Genomic DNA, 25,111 nt, shown 5'->3' with positions numbered 1-25,111 from the left:
GACGGGTCACAGCGACAGCTCGGGGACGTCCAGGCGGCGGCCCTCGGCGTGGGACTTCAGGCCCAGCTCCGCGAGCTGCACACCGCGCGCGCCCGCCATCAGATCCCAGGTGTAGGGCTCGTCCAGCACGATGTGACGCAGGAACAGCTCCCACTGGGCCTTGAAACCGTTGTCGAAGACCGCGTTGTCCGGGACCTCCTGCCACTGGTCGCGGAACGGCTCGGTGACGGGCAGGTCCGGGTTCCAGACCGGCTTCGGGGTGGCCGAGCGGTGCTGGACACGGCAGTTGCGCAGGCCGGCGACGGCGGAGCCGTGGGTGCCGTCCACCTGGAACTCGACCAGTTCGTCGCGGTTGACCCGGACCGTCCAGGAGGAGTTGATCTGGGCGACGGCGCCGCCCTCCAGCTGGAAGATGCCGTAGGCGGCGTCGTCGGCGGTCGCGGCGTAGGGCTTGCCGTGCTCGTCGCGCCGCTCGGGGATGTGGGTCTGGACGTGGGCCTGCACGGTGGTGACCCGGCCGAACAGCTCGTGGAGCACGTACTCCCAGTGCGGGAACATGTCCACGACGATGCCGCCGCCGTCCTCCGCGCGGTAGTTCCAGGAGGGGCGCTGGGCCTCCTGCCAGTCGCCCTCGAAGACCCAGTAGCCGAACTCGCCGCGCACGGAGAGGATCTCGCCGAAGAAGCCGCCGTCGATGAGGCGCTTCAGCTTCAGCAGGCCCGGCAGGAAGATCTTGTCCTGGACGACGCCGTGCTTGACGCCGGCCTCCTGGGCGAGGCGGGCCAGGTCGAGGGCGCCCCGCACGTCCGTGGCGGTGGGCTTCTCGGTGTAGATGTGCTTGCCGGCGGCGACGGCCTTCTTGATCGCCTCCACCCGTGCCCGGGTGACCTGGGCGTCGAAGTAGATGTCCACGGTGTCGTCCGCGAGGACCGCGTCGAGGTCGGTGGACCACTCGGTGAGGCCGTGGCGCTCGGCGAGTTCCTCCAGCGCGTGGGCCCGGCGGCCGACGAGGACCGGTTCGGGCCACAGCACGTCGCCGTCACCGAGGTCGAGGCCGCCCTGCTCGCGGATCGCGAGGATCGAGCGCACCAGGTGCTGCCGGTATCCCATGCGTCCCGTGACGCCGTTCATGGCGATGCGCACTGTCCTGCGTGTCACGAAAGTTCCCTCCATACGGCCGTAGCAAGCGCTTTCTATACGAGATGACGCTAGCCTGCGGACTGCGGCCCGGACAAGAGGGGGCGCCCCGATCCGTTTCAGGCCCCGGAGGAATGCGATGACAGTCACCCTGGCGGACGTGGCGGCCCGCGCCCGGGTGTCCCCGGCCACCGTGTCCCGTGTGCTGAACGGCAACTACCCGGTGGCGGCCGCCACCCGGGAGCGGGTGCTGCGCGCGGTGGACGAGCTGGACTACGTGCTGAACGGGCAGGCCAGCGCCCTGGCCGCCGCCACGTCCGACCTGGTCGGGGTCCTCGTCAACGACATCGCGGACCCGTTCTTCGGGATCATGGCGGGCGCCGCGCAGACCGAGATCGGCGGGCCGGGCGACGGCTCCGGGCGGGCGGGCGGCGAGAAGCTGGCGGTCGTCTGCAACACCGGCGGCTCCCCCGCCCGCGAGCTGACCTATCTCACTCTGCTCCAGCGCCAGCGCGCCGCCGCCGTCGTCCTCACCGGGGGCGCGGTGGAGGACCCGGAGCACCAGTCGGCGATGGCCGCGAAGCTGACGAAGCTCGCCGAGGCGGGCACCCGCGTCGTGCTGTGCGGGCGGCCGCCGCTGCCGGACGGGGCCTCCGTGGTGGCCGCGCTCGCCTTCGACAACCAGGGCGGGGCCGCGCGCCTGACCCGGCATCTGCTCTCGCTGGGCCATCGCAGCATCGGCTATGTCGCGGGCCCGCTGGAACGCACCACGACCCGCCACCGGCTGGCCGGGCACCGCGAGGCGATGCGGTCGGCGGGCGCGGCCGGCGACGAGGACCGGCTGACCGTGCACGGCTCGTACGACCGGGGCTCCGGCTACGACGCCACCGTCGAACTGCTGCGCCGTGAACCGGGGATCACCGCCGTCGTCGCCGCCAACGACACGGTGGCGCTCGGCGCGGCGGCGGCGATCCGGGACCGGGGGCTGCGCATCCCGGAGGACATCTCGGTGGCCGGCTTCGACGACCTGCCGTTCTCGGTGGACGTGGTCCCGGCGCTGACGACCGTACGGCTGCCGCTGTTCGAGGCGGGGGCGCGGGCGGGCCGGCTGGCCATGGGCAAGGAGGAGCCGCCGCCGGGCGGCATCGCGCTGATCCCGGCCGAGCTGATGGTGCGCGGCTCGACGGCCCCGCCCCGGGCGTGAGTCCCGCGCGGGACGGGGTACGCGAGGGGGCACCCGCCTGCTGACCTGCGGCGGCGAATGACGGAAGGACCACGGACGTGAAGCTCGCTTTCTCCACCCTCGGGGTGCCGGGACTGCCCCTGCCCGAGGTGGTCCGGCTGGCCACCGGGCACGGCTACCAGGGGGTGGAGCTGCGCGCCCACCCGGAGGAGCCGGTGCACCTGGGGCTCGACGCCTCCGAACGGGCCGCCGCGCGCGCCGCGTTCGAGCGCGCCGGGGTCGGGGTCCTGGGGATCGCCGGGTACGCGAAGGTCGCCGCCGAGGGCGACGACGGGCCGGTCCTGGAGGAGCTGGCCGCGCTGACCCGGCTGGCCGGCGAGCTGGGCGCGCCGTACGTCCGGGTGTTCCCCGGCGGCGGTGATCAGGCCCCGGGGGCGGCCGACGCGATCGCCGCGCGCCGGCTGGGCGCGGCCGCCCCGTACGCCGCCGATCTGGGCGTACGCATCCTGCTGGAGACCCACGACTCGCACCGGGCGGGGGCCGACGTGGCCCGGGTGGCCGGTGCGGTGGGGCACGGGGCCGTCGGCGCGCTGTGGGACGTCATGCACACCTGGCTGGCGGGCGAGGAGCCGGTGGCCAGTCACGCGGTGCTGGCCCCGCACCTGGGCTACGTACAGGTGAAGGACATCGCATCGGCTGCGGACACCACGCCGCTGGTGCCGGGTGCGGGGGTGCTGCCGCTGCGGGACTGCCTGGACGCGCTGGACCCGGACGGCTGGGTCTGCTGGGAGTACGAGAAGCGCTGGTACCCGGAGGCGGCGGAGCTGCCGGGGCTGCTGGGCGCGGGGCGCGAGTATCTGCTGCGGCTGGGGGCGCCCAAGCAGTAGGCCGGGGCAGCGGTCCGGGTCAGGCGGGGGCAGGCTCCTCGGCCGGCTTCTCGGCGGGCTTCTCGGCGGGCGCGGGCGCCGGCTCCCGTACCGCCGTTCCGCGCGTCCGGCGCGTTCCCGCGAGAGACGTGAGCGCGACCCCGCCGACCAGCAGCGCCGCCGCGCACCACCGCAGCGCGCTCACCGACTCGCCCAGGAACAGCGCGGCCGAGGACATCCCGAAGACCGGCACCAGCAGGGTGAACGGGGCGACGGAGGACGCCTGGTAGCGGCTGAGCAGGAAGCCCCAGGCACCGAAGCCGAACACGGTGGTGATCCAAGCGACGTAGACGATGATCCCGGCGCCGCTCCAGTCGAGCCCGGCCAGCGCCGCGCGGTCGCGGTCCCAGCCCTCGAAGAGCAGCGAGAGCCCGAGCAGCGGCAGTACGGGCACGGTCGAGACCCAGACCATGAAGTTGAGGGCGTCCGGCGGGGCCGCCTTCCGGGTCAGCACATTGGACACGCCCCAGCAGGCCGCCGCCGCGACGACCAGGACGAACGCGAGGACCGGCCCGCTCGCCCCCTCGTCGACGGCCGCGACCCCGATACCGGCCAGCGCCACCGCCATGCCCAGGAGCCGTACCCCGCCCGGCCGTTCGCCGAGGGCCACGGCCGCGAAGAGGGCGGTGAACACGGCCTGGACCTGGAGGACAAGCGAGGAGAGCCCGGCGCCCATCCCCCGGTCCATCCCGATGAACAGCAGCCCGAACTTGGCGACCCCCAGCACCAGCCCGACGCCCACGATCCACTTCCAGGCGACCTTCGGCCGGCCGACGAGGAGGACGGCGGGCAGCGCGGCGGCCAGGAAGCGCAGGGCGGAGAACAGGAGCGGCGGGAAGTGGCCGAGACCCAGCTCGATGACGACGAAGTTGACACCCCAGACGGCTGCCACCAGGGCGGCCAGGGCGATGTGCAGGGGACGCATGCAGCGAGGATCACCCGGCCCGACCATGTAGCACCAGCGCGCGTTTCTTCATGGTGGAATTGAGCAACGCTAATGACTCATGGCCCGCTCGGGAGGTCCCGGATGCTCGATCTCGCCCGGCTGCGCGCCCTGCACGCGGTCTCCGTCCACGGATCGGTCGCGGGTGCGGCGGCGGCCCTCGGCTACACCGCGTCGGCCGTCTCGCAGCAGATCACCAAGCTGGAGCGGGAGACCCGCACCACCCTGCTCGAACGGCGCGGGCGGGGCGTGGCCCTGACCGACGAGGCGGTCCATCTGGTGTCCGCCGCCGAACAGCTGCTGACGATCATGGAGAGCGCGGAGACCTCGCTGGAGGAGCGCAGGGGGCTGCCGACCGGGCGGCTCTCGGTGGCCGCGTTCGCCTCGGCGGCGCGCGGGCTGCTGCCCGGTGTGCTGGCGGATCTGGAGCGGGCCCACCCGGAGCTGGACGTGCGGCTGACCGAGGTCGATCCGCATCTGTCGGTGGACCTGGTGGCCAAGGGCGTGATCGATCTGGCCGTGGCGCACGACTGGGACATCGCCCCGCTGCCGGCGCCGGAGGGCGTGGCGCAGGCGGTGATCGGGGACGACCTGTGCGATCTGCTGGTCCCGGCGGGGCACCGGCTGGCGGGCCGGGACGGGGTGCGGCGCGAGGAGCTGGCCCGGGAGCGGTGGATCTGCCAGCCGCCGGGCACGGTCTGCCACGACTGGCTCGTACGGACGCTGCGCGCGGCGGGGTACGAGCCGGACATCCGGCACCGCGCGGAGGAGAACCACACCCAACTCGCCCTGCTGGCCGCGGGGCTGGGGGTGGCGATGATCCCCCGGCTGGGGCGCGGCCCGCTGCCGCAGGGTGTGGTGGCGGTGCGGATGGACCCGGTGCCGGTGCGCCGGCTGTACGCGCTGTGGCGTACGGGCGCCGCGCGGCGGCCCGCGATCACGGCGGCGGTGGCGGCGCTCCGGGCGCACGGGGCGGGCGCGGGGCTGCGGTCGGACAAGGTGTAGCAGCGGCGCGCGCGAGAAGCGGCGACGAGCGGTGGCGGGCCGGCAAGGAGCGGCAACGGACAGGAGGGACGCGCGCGGAACCGCCCGCACCCTTGACCGGAAGTTATTTTCTGGATATCCGTGCTTCTTGGCAGTTTCTTTCACCACCCCCTCGTCACCGAGTACGGCCGAAGGAGCTCACGTGCCCCACCGCACCTCCAGACGGACCCTTCTCACCGCCACCGCAGCCACCGCCGTCGCCGCGGCCGCGGGCATGGCCACCGCCCCCGGCGCCCTCGCCTCCCCCGGCGCCGCGCACAGCAGCCACACCTCAGCCGCCACGACCCGGCGGCTGAAGCGGCTCATCTCCCGGATGAGCCTGGAGGAGAAGGTCGGCCAGCTCTTCGTCATGCGGGTCTACGGGCACTCGGCCACCGACCCGGACCAGGCCGACATCGATGCCAACCTCGCCGAGATCGGAGTGCGTACGGCGGCCGAGATGATCGCCAAGTACCACGTGGGCGGCATCATCTACTTCGCCTGGGCGCACAACACCCGTGATCCGCACCAGATCGCCGAGCTGTCCAACGGCATCCAGCGCGCGGGCCTGGCGGGTCCGACCCCGCTGCCGCTGCTGATCTCCACCGACCAGGAGCACGGCATCGTCTGCCGCGTCGGCGAACCGGCCACGCTGATGCCCGGCGCGATGGCGCTGGGCGCCGGGGGTTCGCGCTCCGACGCCCGCCGGGCCGGGCGGATCGCGGGCGCCGAGCTGGCCGCCATCGGCATCCGGCAGAACTACGCGCCGGACGCCGACGTCAACGTGAACCCGGCCAACCCGGTGATCGGCGTCCGCTCCTTCGGCTCGGACCCGCAGTCCGTGGCGGGTCTGGTCGCCGCCCAGGTGAAGGGGTATCAGAGCGCCGGAATCGCCGCCACCGCCAAGCACTTCCCCGGCCACGGCGACACCAGCACCGACAGCCACACCGGCCTGCCGGTCATCGGGCACACCCGCGAGCAGTGGGCCGAGCTGGACGCGCCGCCGTTCCGGGCGGCCGTCGCGGCGGGCATCGACTCCATCATGACCGCGCACATCGTGGTGCCCGCGCTCGACCCGTCCGAGGACCCGGCCACGCTCTCCGCGCCGATCCTCACCGGCATCCTGCGCGAGGAGCTGGGCTACGACGGTGTGGTGGTCACCGACTCGCTGGGCATGCAGGGCGTGCGCACGAAGTACGGGGACGAACGGGTGCCGGTCCTCGCGGTCCGAGCCGGTGTGGACCAGCTCCTCAACCCGCCGAGCCTGGACGTCTCGTGGAACGCGCTGCTGGCGGCCGTCAAGAGCGGCGAGATCACCGAGGCCCGGCTCGACGAATCGATCCTGCGCATCCTGCGCCTCAAGGCGAAGCTGGGGCTGTTCGACCGGCCCTACGTCACCGCGCGCGGCGTGGACCGCACGGTGGGCACCCACGCGCACCTGGCCGCCGCCGACCGGATCGCCGAGCGCACGACGACCCTGCTGGCCGACGAGGGCCGGCTGCTGCCGCTGTCGCGCCGCTCGCACCGCAACCTGCTGGTGGTCGGCGCCGACCCGGCGTCCCCCTCGGGCACCACGGGGCCGCCGACCGCGACGCTGGCCGGGGCGTTCACCGAGCTGGGCTTCACGGCGACCGCGCTGTCCACCGGGACCGCGCCGAGCCGGGCCGCCATCGACGCGGCGGTGGCGGCGGCCGCGGGCAAGGACGCGGTGGTGGTGGGGACGTACAACGTCTCGGCGACCAGTTCGCAGCGGACGCTGGTGAGCGCGCTGGCCGCGACCGGCATCCCGGTGATCACCCTCGCCATCCGCAATCCGTACGACATCGCCCAGCTGGCGGGGACCGGGCACGCGGCGCACCTGGCCGCGTACTCCTGGACCGATGTGGAGCTGCGCGCGGCGGCCCGGGTGATCGCGGGCCGGGTCCGGCCGGAGGGGAAGCTCCCGGTGCCGGTGCAGCGGGCCGACGACCCGTCGAAGGTGCTGTATCCGGTGGGCTACGGGCTGACGTACTAGGGGCGCCGGGCACCCCCGCCCAGGGGTCACCGGGCTCCGCCGCCAGGGGTCGAACGTTCGCCGCGCGTTCACGCCCCCTCCACAGTTCGGGGTCGGCGTCCCGGCTGCACGGGGCCCCGATGACGAGTTCTGGTCAGGAGTACCGGGGGCGGTGCGCGCGCCCCGGCGGGGGCGCCGGCGGGGGTCGCGGTACCCGGGCGGGCCGCCGGATTCCGCTTCCGGTACCCCGTGACCTCGGGCTTCGGGCCCGTCACCCCGGGAAGAGGCGTTCCGCTTCCTGGGGCGGCGGGCCCGCGCCCTGCCCGGCCCCGTGCGCCGGACGACCGTTCGAACAGCAGGTGGAATGGTCGTGGCCGCGTCAAACCCGTAATCCCCACCTCGGCCGAAATAAATCCCACCGGCCGCACGGGAACTTTCACGTCCTGGCAACAAACGGGGAGCCGGTGCTATAACTGACGAGCCCAAGGCCCAGGACTGAATGCAATTCGCAGTCCGCACGCCGGCACCGAAAGATCATTCCATCGAAAAGGGGGGATTCCCATGAAGAAGATCGTCGTGCGCAAGACCGGTGGCGTGAAGCTCACCACGAGCGCCAGTGCTTACTGGCCGACGATGTGCATCGCGGCCCAGAACTGACGCAGTACATGGTGCCCGGAATTCAGTGAATTCCGGGCACCACGCCGGTTCACCCACACAATGCCGGGAAGTTCGCCGGCGCATCCGACACGGAGAAGGCATGGCGGATACTCGGCGGACCGCGGGGCCCGCCTTCCATCGACTCACCTTCGTGCCCGAGGGCGACGAGGTGCTCGTCGGCCGGACCGGCACCGACTCGTACGCCCTCTTTCCCGCCGACGGCGCGCTGCTGCTCCACAAGCTCACCACCGGCATGCCCCTGGCCGAGGCGGTCGCCTGGTACAACGCCGCCTACGACGAGCCCGTCGATATGGACGCCTTCCTGGAGACCCTGGATGACCTGGGGTTTCTTCTCAGCGAGGGGGAAGAGCCGGCTCCGGAGGAACCGGCTGCGGTGCGGTACGAACGGCTCGGCCGGGCCGTCTTCTCACCTGCGGCCTGGATCGTCTACGCGGCGGTGGCCGTGGTGTGCGTGGTGCTCCTGGTACGCATGCCCGATGTGCGCCCCTATCCGAGGACCCTGTTCTTCACCGAGTCGCTGCTGCTGGTGCAAGTCGGCCTGCTCTTCGCGCAGCTCCCGTTCGTCTTCCTCCATGAGTCCTTCCACGCGCTCGCGGGCCGGCGCATAGGCATTCCGTCCAGCCTCGGCGTGGGGCGACGGCTTTATTTCGTGGTGTTCGAAACAACACTGAACGGACTGCTCGGAGTCCCCAAGAAGAAGCGATACCTGCCTTTCCTCGCCGGAATGGTCGCCGATACCCTGGTGTTCTGTCTTCTGGTCTTCGCAGCCGCTCTCGACGCGCATCTGAACGGCAATGAACTTACCCTTATCGGGCGTTTCGCGGTGGCCCTCGCATTTGCCACCGCACTCCGGTTCGTCTGGCAGTTCTACCTCTTTCTGCGCACCGACCTCTATTACGTCTTCTCCACGGCTCTCGGCTGTGTGGCCCTGCACGACACGACGCGGGCGCTGATCCGCAACACCGGCTGCCGGCTGCTCGGCCTGCACCACCGCATGGTCGACCTGGAGCAGTGGTCGGAGCGGGACCGCAGGGTCGCGCGCTGGTACGCGCCGTTCGCCGCGGTCGGTGTCCTGGTGATGCTGCTGACGGCCGCCCTCACCGCGGTTCCGGTTCTCGCCCACTTCGTGCGCCTCCTCGTCGACCGGCTCGGCCGGGCCGGCGACCCGGACTCCGGTTTCTGGGACACCGTCGGCTTCCTGGTGCTGAGCGTCGTGCAGTTCGGGCTCGCCGGTGTGGTCGCCCTGCGCGACCGCTCCCGCGCCCGTGCCGAGCAACGGCTCCGGCAGGAGCGCAAGCAGAACGGGAACCCCGCGCAGGCCGCACCGGCCGACACCCCCGCACCCGAACCCGCGCCCACCACCGCGGCCCTTCACGCAGAACAGGAACACAGCCGATGAGCGAGCAACCCGCCCACCTGTGGATCGTCGGTGGCACCCGCCGGGACCGTGACGCGGCGCTGGACGCCGTCCTGCCCCGGTCCGCCGCAGGGGAGTTCCACGCGGTCGCCGCCCACCGGGACGGCCGGGGCCCGTACGCGGGCACCGCCGCCCTGCTCGACCGGGTGGTGCCCCGGATACGGGCCGGCTCCCCGGACACGGTCACCGCCCACGACGTGGAACTCCTGTCGGTCGCCCCCGGCCTGGAGTCCGTCGTACGGCCCTCGCGGGAAACGCTCACCTCGCTGGCCGTCCCCGAGGAACGCACCCGCTTCTACGGCCCGGCCCGGACCCGGCGGCTGGTCCACGGGGTGGTGGAGTTCCTGAACCAGTGGGCCGCCGCCACCGACCGGCCGGTCACCGTGCGGTTCGACGCCGTGCACGCGGCCGACGCCACCGAGCAGGAGCTGCTCGCCATCGCCCTGCGCCGCGTCGATCCGGCCCGGCTGCGCATCGTCGTGGCCACCACCGGCGACCCGCTGCCCGCGCACGCCGCCGAACTGGCCGGTGCCCTGGACCGGTACGCCGTGCGCGTGGACGCCCCGGTCGCCGCCCCGCCCGCCGCGCCCGCCGCGCCGAGGGAGGCCGCCGAACTGGTCCGCGCCTACGTGGAGTCCGACGGCGGCTGCGACGACGCCGACGAGCGCGCGGCCTACGAGGCGGCGCCCGCGACGGTACGGGCCGCGCTGCACGACGCCAGGGCCGCCGAGCTGGAGCGGACCGCGCCGCAGGCCCACCGGCTGGGCGCCCTCCCGTACCACCTGGAGCGCGGCAGCGACCCGCACGGGGCCGGGCTGCGCGCGGTCCTGGACGCGGCCGGCCGCTGTGTGGACATGGGCTTCTACCACGCGACCGCCGACCTGGCCCAGCGGGCGCGGGCGCTGGCCGACCCGGAGCTGCAGGAGGACGCGTACTGCACGGCGAGCACCCGGCTGACCAGCGCGCTGGCCGTGGTGGGCCGGGTGGACGAGGCCGAGGAGATCTACTTCGATCTGCGCAGCCGCTTCACCACCCCGATGGTCCATCTGTTCTCCAACTACGCGCTCGGCATGCTGTACACCCGCCACCGCGCGCCCGGGACCCGCAACCACCTCACCGCCCGCGTCCATCTGCACACCGCCATCGCGCTGGCCTCGCAGATGCCCGAGGCCACCCGCTCGTTCCAGAAGGTCTTCCAGGAGAACGGACTCGCCCTGGTCGAGATGCACATGGGCAACCTGGAGCGGGCCGAGGAGCTGGTGACCGAGGGGCTGGCCCGGCTCGACGCCGACCTGGCACCGGGCGAGCACGAGCTGCACCGCTCGGTGCTGCTGCACAACCGGGGGCAGGTACGGGCCGCGCGGGGCCGGATCGAGGAGGGGATCGCCGACCTCTCCCGGGTGATCGCCGCCGACCCCAACCACCCCGAGTACTACTTCGACCGGGCCTCGCTGCACCGGCGGGCCGGCGACACCGACGCGGCCCTGGCCGACTACCAGACCGCCATCGACGTCAGCCCGCCGTTCCCCGAGGCGTACTACAACCGGGGCGATCTGCGCGCCGAACTCGGTGACGTCAAGGGAGCCCTGGCCGACTTCGGGTACGTCCTGGAGCTGGAGCCGGACTATCTGCGGGCCAGGATCAACCGCGCGTCCCTGCTGCTGGAGGGCGGTGACCCGGAGGGCGCCCGCGCGGACGTGGCCGAGGGGCTGCGCCATGACCCCGACAGCGCGGATCTGCTCTGCACCCGGGGCCTGCTCGCCCTGGAGGACGGTGACACCGCGGCCGCGCTGGCCGACTTCACCGCGGCCCTGGAGCACGACCCGGAGCTCTACGAGGCGCTGGCCAACCGCGCGGTCATCGCCCAGGAACAGGGCCGGACCGACGACGCGGTGGACGACCTCACCCGCGCCCTGGAGCTGGTCGGCCCCGACGCGTCCCTGCTCTACAACCGCGGCTATGTGAACCGCTCCGCCGGACGGTGGCCGCAGGCGATCGACGACTTCACCGCCGCCCTCGGGCTGCCGGACGCCGAGCGGGACGAGCTGCTGTGGGAACGGGCGGGCTGCCGCGCCGAGAGCGGCGACCTCGACGGCGCCCGGAGCGACCTGGGGCTCTGCGCCGGGCTGGACCCCTCCCCGTACGCCGACCGGGCCCGCGTCCGCCTCGCGGAACTCGCCGGGGCGTAGTGCGGCACCGGGCCCCCGTCCGCCGCCGGGTGCGGCGGACGGGGGCCCGGTCAGTCAGCTCACGGGCGCCGGACGCCGAGCCGGTGATCCGTCGTCAGGTCCTTGTTGTCCAGCCGGGCGTCGAACTTCGCGAGCGGCTTCGCCTTCGACTCGTCCTGCTGGACGGCGGCCGGGGCGACGCCCGCCCAGCGCAGGATGGCGGCCGTGGCCGTGGCGTTCTCCGAGGGGACCAGCCCCGCGACGTTCGAGCCGTGGTTCCCGCCGGGCACCGTGAAGACGTAGCTGTCACGGGCGCCCGCGCCGAGCCGGAAGCGCTCGGCGCCCCACGGGTCGTTCTCGCCGTAGACGTACAGCATGTTCCGGGCGTGGTGGCGCACCCAGGTGTCGACGTCCCGCATCGCCCGCGGCCGGAACCGCATCGGGATGGAGCGCGGGACGAAGTTGCGCGGCGGCTGGTAGCCGTAGCGGCTGAGGTCACCGAGCCAGGGCTGCTCGATGTCCGGCGAACCGAGCTGGGTGCCGGCCTGGTAGTAGTACGGCGTGTAGCGCTCCAGGCCCTGGTCGGTGTAGGCGGAGAAGCCGGAGATGGCGTCGACGGACTTCCAGATCTCCTCGTCGCTCGCCTTCGCCGCGTCGGCCGGCAGGCGGTCGCAGTCGGCGAGGAGGCTGTACTGCCAGAACGCCCACACGTAGTCCATGACGACGGCCTCGTACGCCCGGTCCAGGGAGCCGGTGGTGCGGAAGGTGTAGCCGTTCTCCCGCGCGTACTGCTCGTACATCTCCTCCAGCGGCCCCCGGCGGATCAGGGCCTGGCGCTGGACGCCGCTCAGCTTGTCGCGGCACTCCTTCGTGCCGACGCGCGCGAAGAAGCGGTCGTACGCGGAGTCCTCCCTGTTCACCACGTCGTTGGGGGCGACGTACGCGACGACGCCGTCCATGTCCCTCGGGTAGAAGCGCTCGTAGTACGTGGCGGTCATGCCGCCCTTGGAGCCGCCGGTGGTGATCCAGTTCTCGGAGTAGATCCGCTTGAGCGCGGTGAAGATCCGGTGCTGGTCGCTGGCCGCCTGCCAGATGTCGAGCTTGGACCAGTCGGCGGGCGAGGGGCGCGACGGAGTGAAGAATCGGTACTCCAGCGACACCTGGTTGCCGTCCACGATCCGGGTGGGCTCGGAACGGCTGGGGTTGGTGGAGACGTTGTAGCCGCCGGTGTAGAAGACCGTGGGGCGGGAGGTGTCCTTGTGCAGCACGGTGAGGCGCTGCTGGAACGTTCCCTTCCACGGGCGGCGGTGGTCGACGGGCTGGGTGTATTCGAGGACGAAGTAGCGGTAGCCCGGAGTGGGGTCTCCCCTGTTCGAACGAAGTTGAGAACTTGGGGAAGGCTTCTCCTCGACGAGACGCATGCCCGGGATGGCCAGGATGCGGTCCTTGATGTCCGTACTCGTGCCGCGGTCGCTCGCTGCGGTGCCGAGCGGGGCCGGTCCGGCGGCGGTGGCCGCCCCGGCCGAGGCTCCCGTCGCGCCGACCGTGCCGATGAGCACCGCGAGCGACAGGATTCCTCTGAGCGCCTTGCGCATGACGCGTCCTCCCCTGAGACGTCTCCGGAATCCCGCGAGACGCCTCTTGGTCCACAACTGACGCGGTGAACCTAGCGGGGCAACACGCCTGCCACCAGACCGCCTTGCCCGGGGTCCAGGAGGTGTCACCCGGTCAGCACAGAATCCAGTTCGTGCGGCTGCCCTTGCCCGCGACCGTGCCGGAGACGCGTACGCACCGGTTGAGCGCGTGGACGGTCACCGGGCCTGCCTGGCGGGTGTAGCGCCCGCTGTCCGTGACGGGGTGGCCGCCGCGCGGCTGGATGGTCACGGCCATCGGGCGGCGCTTGCCGGGTTTGGCGGCGACCGCGGTGGCGCAGGCATAGGCACGGGACTTGTACACGCGCAGCTCGCCCGTCGCGAACTTCACCGTCGTGCGGGGGCGCCCGGCGCACACCGAGGCCGCGTCCGCGCTGCCCGCGACCGCCCCACCGAGAACCAGTGCGAAGGCCGTCGCCAGGGTGAGCGCCGCGAAGCGGCGGCACAGCCCGCGCCGTGCGCCACAGGCGTGTCCTACTGTCCCTCTGGTCACCGCAGCCCCATCACTTCGTCGAACATCTGCGCCCGAATCCGACACCTGGGCGCATAGGTGTGTACCTGCGTACGACGCCGGAGGCCACGGAGAGGTTGCGTTCGGCGGGTCCGGCATATGCCCGGGACGCCCCCGGCCCACCATGGACCCCGGCAGGACAGACCCCCACGAAAGGCAGGAACCGCCATGACCCGAATCGGCTCGGCCCGGCGCCCCCGCGGCCGTACGCTGCTCGCCGCCGCCCTCCTGGCCGCCACCGCCCTGGCCGTCCCCTCCGCCGCCGCGGCCCCGCGCGCGGCGGACCGGACGGCGCCCGTCCGCGACGAGACCTCCACGCAGGAGTCCCGGCTCGTCGACCACTTCTACGCCGCGTACATCGACGCCGCGGCCGCCGAGGACGGGGGCTCGCTGGCCACCGCGCTGCGCGGCTTCTACCTCACCCCCGCGCTGCGCGACCGCCTCCGCGACTGGGAGGCGGCCCACCACGCCGACGGGGTGCTGCTCGCCCAGGACGTCCCGGTGGACCACCGGGTCACCGCCGGACACAGCGGCGCCGGCCACACCTGGTCCACGGTCCGCCTCACCTGGGGCACCCCCGACGACCCCTCGTACACCTATGTGACCGTGCGCTCCGACCTCGCGACGGGGAAGATCTCCGGCATCCGCGAGGGCGACTGATCACACCCCGGCCGGCTCGTCCTCCCCTATGAACGTGCGCCACAGCACCGCGTAGTGCCCGTCGCGGGCGAGGAGTTCGCCGTGCGTGCCGTCCTCGACCACCCGGCCGTGGTCCATCACCACGACCCGGTCGGCACGCGCGGCGGTGGTCAGGCGGTGGGCGACCACGAGCGTGGTGCGCCGGCCCGCGAGCCGGTCGGTCGCCTGATTCACCAGGGCCTCGCTGGCCAGGTCGAGCGAGGCGGTGGCCTCGTCGAGCAACAGGATGTCGGGGTCCACGAGTTCGGCGCGGGCGAGCGCGATCAGCTGGCGCTGACCGGCCGACAGGTTGCGGCCCCGCTCGGCCACCTCGTGGAGGTAGCCGCCGTCCAGCGTGGCGATCATGTCGTGTGCGCCGACCGCCCGCGCCGCCGCCTCCACCTGCGCGTCGGAGGCGTCCGGGCGCCCGTAGGCGATGGCGTCCCGCAGCGTGCCCGCGAAGAGGTACGCCTCCTGCGGGACGACGCCGAGCCGGCGCCGGTACGCGGTGAGCCCGAGGCCGCGCAGATCGGTGCCGTCCACCGTGACCCGGCCCTCCGTGGGGTCGTAGAACCGGGCGACCAGCTTGACCAGGGTGGACTTGCCGGCCCCGGTCTCACCGACGAACGCCACGGTCTGGCCCGCCGGGATGCGCAGGTCGACGCCCCGGAGGGCGGCCTCCTCGTCCCCGTACGCGAACGACACGTCCTCGAAGGCGATCTCGCCGCGCAGCTCGGTCACCTCGCGCGTCTCGCCCCGGTCGGTGGTGGACGCCGGTTCGCGCAGGAGCTCCTGGATGCGGCCGAGGGAGACGGCGGCCTGCTGGTAGCCGTCGAAGACCTGGGAGAGCTGCTGCACGGGCGCGAAGAACAGGTCGATGTAGAGCAGATAGGCCACCAGCGCGCCCGCCGTGAGCGTGCCGTCGTCCACCCGGCCCGCGCCGACGATCAGCACGGCCGCGGCGGCCACCGAGGACAGCAGCTGGACGAACGGGAAGTAGACCGAGATCAGCCACTGTCCGCGCACCCGCGCCTCGCGGTACTCGTCGCTGCGGGCGGCGTAGCGCTCGGCGCCGTCCCGCTCGCGGCGGAACGCCTGCACGATCCGCAGCCCGGCGACGGATTCCTGGAGGTCGGCGTTGACGACCCCGATCCGCTCACGGGCCAGCTCGTACGCCTTGACGCTCTTGCGGCGGAAGAAGATCGTCCCGACGACGAGCAGCGGCAGCGTCGCGAAGACGACGAGCGCCAGCTCCACGTCGAGGACCAGCAGCGCGACCATGATGCCGAGGAAGGTGACCACGGAGACGAAGGCGGTGACCAGGCCGGTCTGCAGGAACGTGGACAGCGCGTCCACGTCGGTCGTCATCCGGGTCATGATGCGGCCGGTCAGCTCGCGCTCGTAGTAGTCGAGCCCCAGGCGCTGGAGCTGGGCGAAGATCTTCAGCCGCAGCGCGTACAGCACCCGCTCGCCGGTGCGGCCGGTCATCCGGGTCTCGCCGATCTGGGCCGCCCACTGCACGAGGACGACGACCAGCGCGACGGCGGACGCCGTCCACACCGCGCCCAGGGCCAGCTTGGTGACCCCGTCGTCGATGCCGTTCCTGATCAGCACCGGCAGCAGCAGCCCGGCCCCCGCGTCCACGGCGACCAGGCCCAGGCTCACCAGCAGCGGCAGCCCGAAGCCGCGCAGCAGCCTGCGCAGCCCGTAGGAGTCCTCGGCGTGCACGGCACGGGCCTCGTCCACGTCCGGCGTGTCGGTCGCCGGGGGCAGGGCCGCCACCTGGGCGAGCAGCTCCGGGGTGGCCGGGGTGCCCGCCGTGTCGGTGCCGCGGCCCTCCTCGCGGCGCACCCACAGCTCGGGGGTGATGCCGCGCTCGGCGTCGAACTCGGCGTCGATCTCCTCCTGGAGGGCGCGGTCGCGCGCGGGGTCCTCGACGGCCTTCGCCACGGCGGCCGGGCGGTGGCCGGGCGAGGGCGCGCCCAGCTCGTCCGGGTCGGTGAGCAGGCGCCGGTAGAGCGGGCAGCGGCGTTCCAGTTCCTCGTGGGTGCCGAGGTCGGCGAGCCGGCCGTTCTCCAGGACGGCGATCCGGTCGGCGAGGTTGAGGGTGGAGCGGCGGTGGGCGATGAGGAGGGTGGTGCGTCCGGCCATCACCTGGCGCAGCGCCTCGTGGATCTCGTGCTCGACGCGGGCGTCCACGGCGGAGGTGGCGTCGTCGAGGACGAGGAGGCGGGGGTCGGTGAGGATGGCGCGGGCGAGCGCGATGCGCTGGCGCTGGCCGCCGGAGAGGGTGAGCCCGTGCTCGCCGACCTTGGTGTCGTAGCCGTGGGGCAGTTCGGCGATGAACCGGTCGGCCTGGGCGGAGCGGGCGGCCTGTGCTATCTGTTCGTCGGTGGCGCCGGGCAGCCCGTAGGCGATGTTGGCGCGGACGGTGTCGGAGAACAGGAAGCTGTCCTCGGGGACGAGTCCGATGGCGGCGCGCAGCGAGTCGAGGGTCAGTTCCCGCACGTCGTGGCCGCCGACGAGGACGGCGCCGTGCGAGACGTCGTAGAAGCGGGGCAGCAGCAGGGAGACGGTGGACTTGCCGCTGCCGGAGGCGCCGACGACGGCGACGGTCTCGCCGGGTTCGATGGTGAGCGAGAAGCCGTCCAGGACGGGGCGGTCCTCGTCGTAGCCGAACCGCACGTCCTCGAACTCGACGCTCGCCGGGGCGTCGGCGGGCAGTTCCTTGGTGCCGTCGGTGAGGGTGGGTTCGGTGTCGATGAGTTCCAGGACGCGTTCCACGCCGGCGCGGGCCTGCTGGCCGACGGTGAGGACCATGGCGAGCATCCGGACCGGGCCGACGAGCTGGGCGAGGTATGTGGAGAACGCGACGAACGTGCCGAGGGTGATCTCGCCGCGGGTGGCCAGCCAGCCGCCGAGGGCGAGCATGGCGACCTGGCCGAGCGCGGGCACGGACTGGAGGGCCGGGGTGTAGCGGGCGTTCAGCCGGATGGTGCGCAGCCGGCCGGCGAACAGCTTGCGGCCGACCTCGCGCAACTTGCCGGTCTCCTGCTCCTCCTGGCCGAAGCCCTTGACGACGCGGACGCCGGAGACGGCCCCGTCCACGACGCCGGCGACGGCGGCCGCCTGCGACTGGGCGTACCAGGTGGCGGGGAAGAGGCGGGTGCGGGAGCGGCGGGCGATGTACCAGAGGGCGGGGGCGACGGCGACGGCGACGAGGGTCAGCAGCGGCGACAGCCACGCCATGATCACCAGGGAGATCAGGAAGAGCAGGACGTTCCCGATGGTCATCGGGAGCATGAAGAGCAGACCCTGGATGAGCTGGAGGTCGCTGGTGGCGCGGCCGACGACCTGTCCGGTGGACAGTTCGTCCTGGCGTCTGCCGTCGAGCCGGGCGATGGACGCGTACATGCCCGTACGCAGGTCGTGCTGGACGTCGAGGGCGAGCCGGCCGCCGTAGTAGCGGCGGATGTACGTGAAGGCGTAGACGACGACGGCCGCGGCGATCAGCAGTCCGGTCCAGACGGCCAGGGAGCGGGTGTGGCCGACGACCACGTCGTCGATGATGACCTTGGTGAGGAGCGGGACGAGGGCCATCACGGCCATGCCGCCCAGCGAGGAGCCGAGCGCCAGCAGGACGTTGCGCCGGTAGCGCCAGGCGTAGCCGCTCAGTCTGCGCGCCCAGCCGCTGTGCTGCCCGTGCCCCGCGTCCCGTGTGTCCGCGTCCCGTGTGCCCGCCACCCGGTGCCTCCCGTCCGACCTGATCCGACGGAAGGCACCAACGCGGTGGGCTGCGGATTTCATCCCGCCGCAATGAAGACGAGACCTTGGTCGTAGGTCCCGTACGGCGGGTCGCTAGCGGAGCCGGGCGGTGAACATGCGGCCGGCGGGGGCCTCCGGGACCGGCGGGAGGGCTTCCTGCGGGGCGGCGGGGACGGTGAAGGTCGCGGCGTGCATGATGCGCGGGTTGAGGTCCGTGTGGACGACGCGGGCCACGGCCTGGATGGTGTTCACGCCGTCGCTCATCGTCTTGTTGTCCTGGGTGAGGACGGTGAGCGCGTAGTCGTGGCGGTTGCCGGTGAAGGCGCCGATGCTGTGCACCCGCCAGCCGTGCGTGGAGCGCTGGAGCCAGCCGTTCTTGACCTGGACCGTGGTGCCGGGTCGGGCGCCGGCCGGGGTGCCCCAGCGCTGCGAGGCGACGACCTTCTTCATCAGGCCCAGCTCGTAGGTGCGGGAGCCGGCGGTGAGCACGGAGTTCTTCGAGGTGAGCAGGGAGAGCAGCCGCTGCTGGTCCTGGGCGGTGATCTGGGTCAGGCCCCAGTAGCCGCCGGAGCCGGGGACGGTGTGGGTCATTCCGGCCGCCTTGAGGAAGGCCTTGACCTTGCCGACGCCGAGCTGCTTCCACAGGGCGGTGGTGGCGTCGTTGTCGGACTTGGTGATCATCCGGGTGCTGAGGTCGATCTCGCGCTGGGTGAGGTGGCGGCCGCGCTTGGCGTTGTCCCACAGGAGCGTGGCGAGCACGGTCGCCTTCACTATGCTCGCGGAGTCGTACTTGGCGGTGGCGCGGAGGGTGCAGGTGGTCTTGGTGCGCCGGTCGTAGAGCGCGACGGACACGGTCGACTTGCGGCCCTTGAGCGCGGCGGTGATGTCCTTGGAGAGCTTCGCGGCGAGGCCGGCCCGGCCGGAGGTGCAGCTCACCTTCGCGGTCGCGGCGGACGCGGGCGCCGCCGCGAAGGTTATGGGTGCGAGGACCCCGGCGGCGACGGCGGCACAGAGCGCGGCGCGGGCGCGGGCGGCGGTACGGGACGTGGTCATGGTGCGTTCCCCCTGAGTGATCCGGGCGTGGTCCGGGCGGCCCCCCCGGCACGCCCGCAAGTGATGACTCACGGGCGCCCGGAAGGTTGTACGCGCCACCGGGATCCCGGCGGGGCCCGTCACAGGTGGGTCCTCTACAGGTGGGTCGGCTCGAACATCTTCAGCAGGGCCGGGAGGACGACGACCGAGGGGCCGGGCCGTCCGAACGCCTCCGCCAGGTCCGCGGCGAGCGTCTCGGGGCTCGTCCGCACGGCGGGCACGCCGAACGACTCGGCGAGGGCCACGAAGTCGGGCCGGGCCAGCTCCGTGCCGGTGGTCTCGCCGAAGGCACCGGTCAGGTACTCGCGCAGGATGCCGTAGCCGCCGTCGTCCACGATCAGCCAGGTGACCGGGAGGTTGTACTGCCGGGCGGTGGCCAGTTCCGCCAGCGAGTACATCGCGCCGCCGTCGCCGGAGACCGCGAGGACCGGCCGCGTCGGGTCGGCCACCGCCGCGCCGAGCGCCGCCGGGTAGGCGTAGCCGAGGCCGCCCGCGCCCTGGGCGGAGTGCATGGTGTTCGGGCGGCGGGCGTCGAACGCGGCCCAGGCCCAGTAGCCGAGGATCGTCATGTCCCAGAAGCTGGGCGAGGCGTCGGGCAGGGCGGTCCGGATCGCGGCCAGGAGCCGCTGTTCCAGGTCGCGCCCCTGGCCGGCGATCCGGTCCCGTACGCGGTCGAGGACGGCGGTGACGCGGGTGGCGGCGGCCGGGTCGGTGCGCGGGGCGACCGCGTCGAGGAGGTCGGCGAGCGCGTCGCGGGCGTCCGCGTGGATGCCGAGCGCCGGGAGGTTGGCCTCCAGCTTGCCGGCGTCCGCCTCGATCTGGATCACCCGGCCGCGCGGGGCGAAGGTGTAGTAGTTCGAGGAGAGTTCGCCCAGTCCGGAGCCGACGACGAGCAGGACGTCGGCGTCCTCCAGGAAGTCCGTGACGTGCCGGTCCTCCACCCACGACCGGAGCGAGAGCGGGTGCTCGTGCGGGAAGGCGCCCTTGCCGCCGTACGTGGTGACGACCGGGGCGTCGAGCCTCTCGGCCAGCGCGCGCAGCTTGCCGGCGGCGTCGGCGCGTACGACCCCGCCGCCGGCGAGGACCGCCGGGCGCTCGGCGCCGGACAGCAGGTCGGCGGCGACGGCGATCAGTTCCGGGCGGGCGTGGAGTGCGCGCGGGGTGGCGTCCGGGGCGAGCACGACGGGCAGCGAGGTCGCCGCCTCCAGGACGTCCTGCGGGATCTCGACCCAGACGGGGCCGTGCGGGGCCGTCAGCGCGGACTCCCAGGCGGCGGCGATCGCGGAGGGGATCTGCGAGGCGGTCCGCACGGTGTGGACGGACTTCACCACGTCCCGGAACGACGCCTGCTGGTCGCGCAGTTCGTGCAGCATGCCGTGCCGGCCGCCGCCGAGGCCCCGGACGGGGACCTGGGCGGAGACGGCGAGGACGGGCGCGGAGGCGGCCGCGGCCTCCTGGAGCGCGGCGAGCGAGGTCAGCGCGCCGGGCCCGGTGGACAGGAACAGCGGGGCGGCCTCGCCGGTGATCCGGCCGTAGCCGTCGGCGGCGAAGCCCGCGTTGTTCTCGACGCGCAGGCCCACGTACTCCAGCGGCGAGCGGCGCAGCGCGTCGAACAGCGCGAGCGCGTGCTGTCCGGGCAGCCCGAAGACGGTGGTCGCGCCGAGGCCGCGCAGCGTCTCGACGACGAGGTCGCCGCCGGTGCGCCCGGGTGGAGGATTCAGCGCGGCCTCGATCTGCGCCGGGGTGAGCTCGGGCCGCTCGTCGTGGTGGTCGTGACTCAACTCTGCCGGGCCTCCGCGATCTGGCGGGTCATGATCGTCGTCAGCTCGTACGCGGTGTGCGAGGCGGCGACGGAGGTGATCTCCGCGTGATCGTACGCGGGGGCGACCTCGACCAGGTCGGCGGAGACCAGCCGGCAGGAGGACAGGCCGCGCACGATCTCAAGGAGTTCGCGGGAGGTGAGGCCGCCGGCCTCGGGGGTGCCGGTGCCGGGGGCGTGCGCCGGGTCGAGCACGTCGATGTCGATGGAGATGTACAGCGGCCGGTCGCCGATGCGCCGGCGCAGCTGGTCGGTGATCTCGTCCACGCCGCGCCGCATCACGTCGGCGGAGGTGACGATCCCGAAGCCCATCTTGGCGTCGTCGGTGAGGTCCTGCTTGCCGTAGAGCGGGCCCCGGGTGCCGACGTGGGAGAGCGCCGAGGTGTCGAGGATGCCCTCCTCGACGGCCCGGCGGAACGGGGTGCCGTGGGTGTAGGCGGCGCCGAAGTAGGTGTCCCAGGTGTCGAGGTGGGCGTCGAAGTGGAGCAGCGCGACCGGTCCGTGCTTCTTGGCGACGGAGCGCAGCAGCGGCAGCGCGATGGTGTGGTCGCCGCCGAGCGTCATCAGCCGGGCGCCGGTGTCCAGCAGCGCGTCGGCGGCGGCCTCGACGGTCTCCACGGCCTCCTCGATGTGGAACGGGTTGGCCGCGATGTCCCCGGCGTCGGCGACCTGCGCGAGGGCGAACGGGGAGGCGTCCTGCGCCGGGTTGTAGGGGCGCAGCAGCCGTGACGCCTCGCGGATGGCGTTCCCGCCGAAGCGGGCGCCGGGCCGGTAGGAGACGCCCGAGTCGAACGGCACCCCGACGACGGCGACGTCCGCCGTGCCGACCTCGTCCAGGCGGGGCAGCCGGGCGAACGTCGCGGGCCCGGCGTAGCGGGGTACGCGTGAGGAGTCGACGGGTCCGCGCGGCGTCTCGTTGCTGGTCATGAGCGGTGTGCCCTTCCTCGGATGCGATGTGCCGGAGCGACGCTAGGCGGCCTCGGGGCCGGACTGAAGTGTACGTTTCGTCCACTGACCCACCGGAACGGATGAATCGCGCCGCCCCGCCGGTCCCGGGCGCTCCCGCGCCGTACCCGCCCCGATCCGGCCACCCGGTGTGCCGATCATCGCTTCATGTGACATATGTTGCAGTGGCAAAGGGGGGATGCATGGCGCGGGATTACGACAGCCAGCTGCTGGAGTCGGTGGGCGTACGCCGCCGCCGGATGCGGGACGCGCTGCTGTTCGGTACCGGACGCGCGCGGCGCACGGCGGACGAGCGCCTGGGCAAGGTCTTCGCGGGGATCGCGATCACCGCCGTGCTGTGCGCCGGCTGCGTCGGCTGGTCCTTCCTCCAGCACACCCTGGACAAGCAGAGGGCCGAGCAGGAACAGCGGCAGCGGCAGTCCCAGCAGTACGGCCTTCCGGCCCGCTGACGCCGCCGTCCCACCGGTCCTGCGATCCGAGCCTGGAATCCGGGTCTGGAATCCGGTCCTGGACCGGTCATGGAGTTCCGAGAAGTCACGACGATGGGGTTTCGCCAGTGAGTACGGCAATGACGTCCCGTGCCGAGATGAGCCGGGTGACCCTGGTCGGCGAGCGGCGCCGCGCCGATCTCGTCCTGCCCTCCGACACCCCGGTGGGGCAGCTCCTTCCGGACATCCTCCGGTTGCTCGACGACCGGGCCGCCTCGCGTCCCCTGACCAGGCAGCTGCTCACCGCCGACGGCTCGGCCCTGCCGCACGACTCCACCCTGGCCTCCGCCGGCGTCGGCGACGGCGCCGTCCTGCGGCTCGTCCGCATCCACGCCGCCCCGCCCGCGCCGGTGGTCCACGACGTCACCGACCAGGTGGCCGACAGCCTGGACCTCCAGGCGTGGCGCTGGCGCCCGGCCGCCCGCCGGGTCACCGCCGGGGTGGCGGCCGTGGTCTTCGCGGTGGCCGCCGCACTGCTCGCCCGCCGGGAGTTCCCGCTGGGCGCCCTGGCCGGCGCGCTGGCGGGCGTCACGGTCCTGCTGCTGGCGGCCGGGGCGCTGGTCGCCCGGATCGGGCGCGGCCACCACGCGCCGGCGACCGCGCTGCTCCTGCTCGGCGCCGGGCTCGGAGTGCTCGGCGCCTGGACCGCGGCCGACGCCCACGACTGGCCGGGCGCGCTGCGGCTCGCCGCCGTCGCCGGGGCCCTCGCCCTCTCGCTCGCCCTACTGGGGCTGCTGACTCCGCTGGGCCGGGGCGGCCTGATCGGCGCGCTGGCCACGGCCGTGCTGACCGGGGTCTGGGAGGCCGTCGCCGCCGCCGCTTCGGGCCCGGCCCGGCTCGGCGCCGTGATGGCCGTGTTCTCCGTCGTGCTGCTCGGTCTGCTGCCCCGGCTCGCCCTGATGGCGTCGGGCCTCACCGCGCTGGACGACCGGCGCTCGGGCGGCGCCTCCGTCAGCCGCCACGACGTGCGCAACGCGCTGGCCGCCACGCACCGGGGCCTCGCCCTGGCGACCCTGGTCACGGCGGTGTCGGCCGCCGCCGGGGGCGTCCTGCTCACCTCGGCGGACCGGCCGACGGTGTGGACGGTGCTGCTGGCCTGCCTGGTCGCGGTGGTGCTGCTGTCCAGGGCGCGGGCGTTCCCGCTGGTCGCGGAGGTGGTGGCGCTGTTCGCCGCCGCCGCGTTCGTCGCGGTGCGGCTGGTGGTGCTGTGGCTGGACCACTCCGGGGGCGCGGGGCCGATCGCGGCCCTGTGCGCGGCGGCGCTCCTGCCGCTGCTCGCGCTGGTGGCGGAGCCCCCGGAGCACGTACGGGTCCGGCTGCGGCGGACGGCGGACCTCATCGAATCCATCGGCGTGGTGGGGCTCTTCCCGCTCGCCGTCGGGGTGTTCGGCGTCTACGGACAACTGCTGAACAAGTTCTGACCACCCCCGACACGACGACGCGGGCGCTCCGGGAGAAAGCGACGACATGCCGAACGCGGACCACAACTGGCAGCACGACATCCTGCGCGACCTGCGGGGCCCGGCGGACCCTGCGGACACCCCGGGCCCGGCGGCCCCCGCGCCGTCGCCGCGTCCGGCCCCCGCCGCCCCGGCCGCCACCGAGCGGCCCCGGCCCGCCGTGCCGGAGCAGCCCCACGCCCCGGCCCCCGCCGCGTCCGCGCGGCCGGCGCGGCCCGCCGCCCCCGACTCGCTGCCCGCCCTCGACACCGCCATGGCCGCCGTCGCGCGGCGCCCCACGCGCGGTGAGCCCGCCGTCGTACGGGGAGCGCGCGCCCTGCGCCGGATCGTCTCCGGGTCCGCGTCCCGCGAGGTCGCCGTCCTCACCCGTACCGCCGAAGTGCTCCAGCGACCCGTCACGACGGGGCGGCAGATCGCGGTCACGTCCATCCGGGGCGGCGCCGGCAAGACCACGGTGACCGCCCTGCTGGGCACCACGTACGCGCACTACCGCCAGGACCCGGTCCTGCTCGTGGAGGCCGACCCGGCCCTCGGCTCGCTGCCGCTGCGGCTGGGCGCCGCCTCGCTGCGGTGGACCACCGCCGACCTGGCGGACATCGTGGCACCGCAGATGTCGCTCCTCGACATCACCGGCTACCTCGTCCAGCTCCCGGACAACGCCTGGCTGCTGCCCGGCAGCCAGGGCCGGATCGGGGCGATGGTCGACACCGTCACGTACGAACGGGTCATGGTCGCCCTGCGCCGCTACTTCGGCGTGACCGTGGTGGACTGCGAGACGCTGCCCGCCGAGGTCGCCCGCGCCGCGCTGTCCGCCGCGCAGGCCCGCGTACTGGCGGCGCCCGCCACCCTGGACGGGGTGGCCGGCACCTACGCCGTGCTCGAATGGCTGCGGTCCCTCCCCCCGCACGTCATCGAGGGGACCGTCGTCGCGCTCTCCGTCATGAGCCCGCGCCCCGGCATCGACGTCGAAGCGGCCGCCGAACGCCTCGCGACGACCGGCGCGCGCGTCCACGTCCTGCCCCACGACCGGCACCTCGCGGCCGGCGGCCGGCTGCGCACCGACCTCCTGTCCCGGCCCGCCCGGCTGGCCGCCACCCACCTCGCCGCCGAGGTCTTCGAACTGTCCCGGAAGCGCCGGTGAACCCGGAACCGAGGGCCTGTCCCCCGCCTCCCGTCCGCCGCGCGACGCCATGCCCGTACGCCCACGCCCAC

The 25,111-nt window shown here is 73.5% G+C and carries 18 protein-coding genes; 10 read left to right on the top strand and 8 right to left on the bottom strand.

Annotation, left to right across the window (positions count from 1 at the left end; all coding sequences use genetic code 11):
* Window positions 1-6: 6 nt before the first annotated feature.
* Window positions 7-1,158 carry a Gfo/Idh/MocA family protein gene (locus DNK56_RS06925; RefSeq protein WP_111331449.1) on the bottom strand — a complete coding sequence of 384 codons (1,152 nt, stop codon included), beginning with the start codon at window positions 1,156-1,158 and terminating at the stop codon, window positions 7-9.
* A gap of 118 nt (window positions 1,159-1,276) precedes the next feature.
* On the opposite strand from DNK56_RS06925, the gene DNK56_RS06920 reads away from it, so the two are divergent.
* A complete protein-coding gene (locus tag DNK56_RS06920) occupies window positions 1,277-2,341 on the top strand; it encodes a LacI family DNA-binding transcriptional regulator (RefSeq protein WP_111331447.1) in 1,065 nt (354 codons plus the stop codon).
* Between the two features lie 77 nt (window positions 2,342-2,418).
* Complete coding sequence (locus tag DNK56_RS06915; protein WP_111331445.1) at window positions 2,419-3,207, top strand: sugar phosphate isomerase/epimerase family protein; 789 nt, start codon at window positions 2,419-2,421, stop codon at window positions 3,205-3,207.
* Between the two features lie 19 nt (window positions 3,208-3,226).
* Here DNK56_RS06915 and DNK56_RS06910 read toward each other — a convergent pair whose 3' ends face one another.
* The gene (locus DNK56_RS06910; RefSeq protein WP_111331443.1) at window positions 3,227-4,171 is read right to left on the bottom strand and encodes an EamA family transporter; all 945 of its coding nucleotides are present in this window, start codon (window positions 4,169-4,171) and stop codon (window positions 3,227-3,229) included.
* A 102-nt stretch (window positions 4,172-4,273) separates the two neighbouring features.
* On the opposite strand from DNK56_RS06910, the gene DNK56_RS06905 reads away from it, so the two are divergent.
* The 4 genes from DNK56_RS06905 to DNK56_RS06890 all read left to right on the top strand — a co-directional run bounded on the left by DNK56_RS06905 (window position 4,274) and on the right by DNK56_RS06890 (window position 11,489).
* Window positions 4,274-5,194 carry a LysR family transcriptional regulator gene (locus DNK56_RS06905; RefSeq protein WP_111331441.1) on the top strand — a complete coding sequence of 307 codons (921 nt, stop codon included), beginning with the start codon at window positions 4,274-4,276 and terminating at the stop codon, window positions 5,192-5,194.
* Between the two features lie 181 nt (window positions 5,195-5,375).
* The gene (locus DNK56_RS06900; protein WP_111331439.1) at window positions 5,376-7,226 is read left to right on the top strand and encodes a glycoside hydrolase family 3 protein; all 1,851 of its coding nucleotides are present in this window, start codon (window positions 5,376-5,378) and stop codon (window positions 7,224-7,226) included.
* A gap of 736 nt (window positions 7,227-7,962) precedes the next feature.
* Window positions 7,963-9,282, top strand: a complete 1,320-nt coding sequence (locus tag DNK56_RS06895; protein WP_111331437.1) for a hypothetical protein — start codon at window positions 7,963-7,965, stop codon at window positions 9,280-9,282.
* The gene (locus DNK56_RS06890; protein ID WP_111331435.1) at window positions 9,279-11,489 is read left to right on the top strand and encodes a tetratricopeptide repeat protein; all 2,211 of its coding nucleotides are present in this window, start codon (window positions 9,279-9,281) and stop codon (window positions 11,487-11,489) included. Before DNK56_RS06895 ends, DNK56_RS06890 begins: the two co-directional genes overlap by 4 nt.
* 59 nt (window positions 11,490-11,548) lie before the next feature.
* Here DNK56_RS06890 and DNK56_RS06885 read toward each other — a convergent pair whose 3' ends face one another.
* A complete protein-coding gene (locus tag DNK56_RS06885) occupies window positions 11,549-13,063 on the bottom strand; it encodes a S28 family serine protease (RefSeq protein WP_111331433.1) in 1,515 nt (504 codons plus the stop codon).
* 133 nt (window positions 13,064-13,196) lie between these two features.
* On the bottom strand, window positions 13,197-13,613 hold the full coding sequence (locus DNK56_RS06880; protein ID WP_111331431.1) for a hypothetical protein: 417 nt from the start codon (window positions 13,611-13,613) through the stop codon (window positions 13,197-13,199).
* A gap of 186 nt (window positions 13,614-13,799) precedes the next feature.
* Here DNK56_RS06880 and DNK56_RS06875 point away from each other — a divergent pair, with 186 nt between their 5' ends.
* The gene (locus tag DNK56_RS06875) at window positions 13,800-14,291 is read left to right on the top strand and encodes a hypothetical protein (protein ID WP_111331429.1); all 492 of its coding nucleotides are present in this window, start codon (window positions 13,800-13,802) and stop codon (window positions 14,289-14,291) included.
* On the opposite strand, the gene DNK56_RS06870 is transcribed toward DNK56_RS06875, so the two are convergent.
* From DNK56_RS06870 to speB, 4 genes are all read right to left on the bottom strand, one after another.
* Window positions 14,292-18,053, bottom strand: coding sequence for an ABC transporter ATP-binding protein (locus DNK56_RS06870; RefSeq protein ID WP_111331427.1), 3,762 nt, complete (start codon window positions 18,051-18,053; stop codon window positions 14,292-14,294).
* A 114-nt stretch (window positions 18,054-18,167) separates the two neighbouring features.
* Window positions 18,168-19,127, bottom strand: coding sequence for a serine hydrolase (locus DNK56_RS06865; protein ID WP_111331425.1), 960 nt, complete (start codon window positions 19,125-19,127; stop codon window positions 18,168-18,170).
* Window positions 19,128-19,261: 134 nt separating this feature from the next.
* On the bottom strand, window positions 19,262-20,947 hold the full coding sequence (locus DNK56_RS06860) for a thiamine pyrophosphate-binding protein (RefSeq protein ID WP_111331423.1): 1,686 nt from the start codon (window positions 20,945-20,947) through the stop codon (window positions 19,262-19,264).
* Entirely contained in the window at window positions 20,944-21,912 is a 969-nt protein-coding gene (speB, locus tag DNK56_RS06855) for an agmatinase (protein ID WP_111331421.1), read from the bottom strand. Before speB ends, DNK56_RS06860 begins: the two co-directional genes overlap by 4 nt.
* 221 nt (window positions 21,913-22,133) lie before the next feature.
* On the opposite strand from speB, the gene DNK56_RS06850 reads away from it, so the two are divergent.
* The 3 genes from DNK56_RS06850 (at window position 22,134) to DNK56_RS06840 (ending at window position 25,040) form a co-directional block, all read left to right on the top strand.
* Window positions 22,134-22,400 carry a hypothetical protein gene (locus tag DNK56_RS06850; protein WP_111331419.1) on the top strand — a complete coding sequence of 89 codons (267 nt, stop codon included), beginning with the start codon at window positions 22,134-22,136 and terminating at the stop codon, window positions 22,398-22,400.
* A gap of 119 nt (window positions 22,401-22,519) precedes the next feature.
* Window positions 22,520-23,860: a type VII secretion integral membrane protein EccD gene (gene eccD, locus DNK56_RS06845; RefSeq protein WP_111331417.1), complete on the top strand. Its 1,341-nt coding sequence runs from the start codon at window positions 22,520-22,522 to the stop codon at window positions 23,858-23,860.
* A gap of 46 nt (window positions 23,861-23,906) precedes the next feature.
* Entirely contained in the window at window positions 23,907-25,040 is a 1,134-nt protein-coding gene (locus DNK56_RS06840) for a MinD/ParA family ATP-binding protein (protein WP_111331415.1), read from the top strand.
* The last annotated feature ends 71 nt before the right edge of the window (window positions 25,041-25,111 follow it).

It is taken from the genome of Streptomyces sp. AC1-42W (assembly GCF_003248355.1).
In the GTDB taxonomy this organism is placed as follows: domain Bacteria; phylum Actinomycetota; class Actinomycetes; order Streptomycetales; family Streptomycetaceae; genus Streptomyces.
This window is presented reverse-complemented; position numbering and strand designations above follow the sequence as displayed.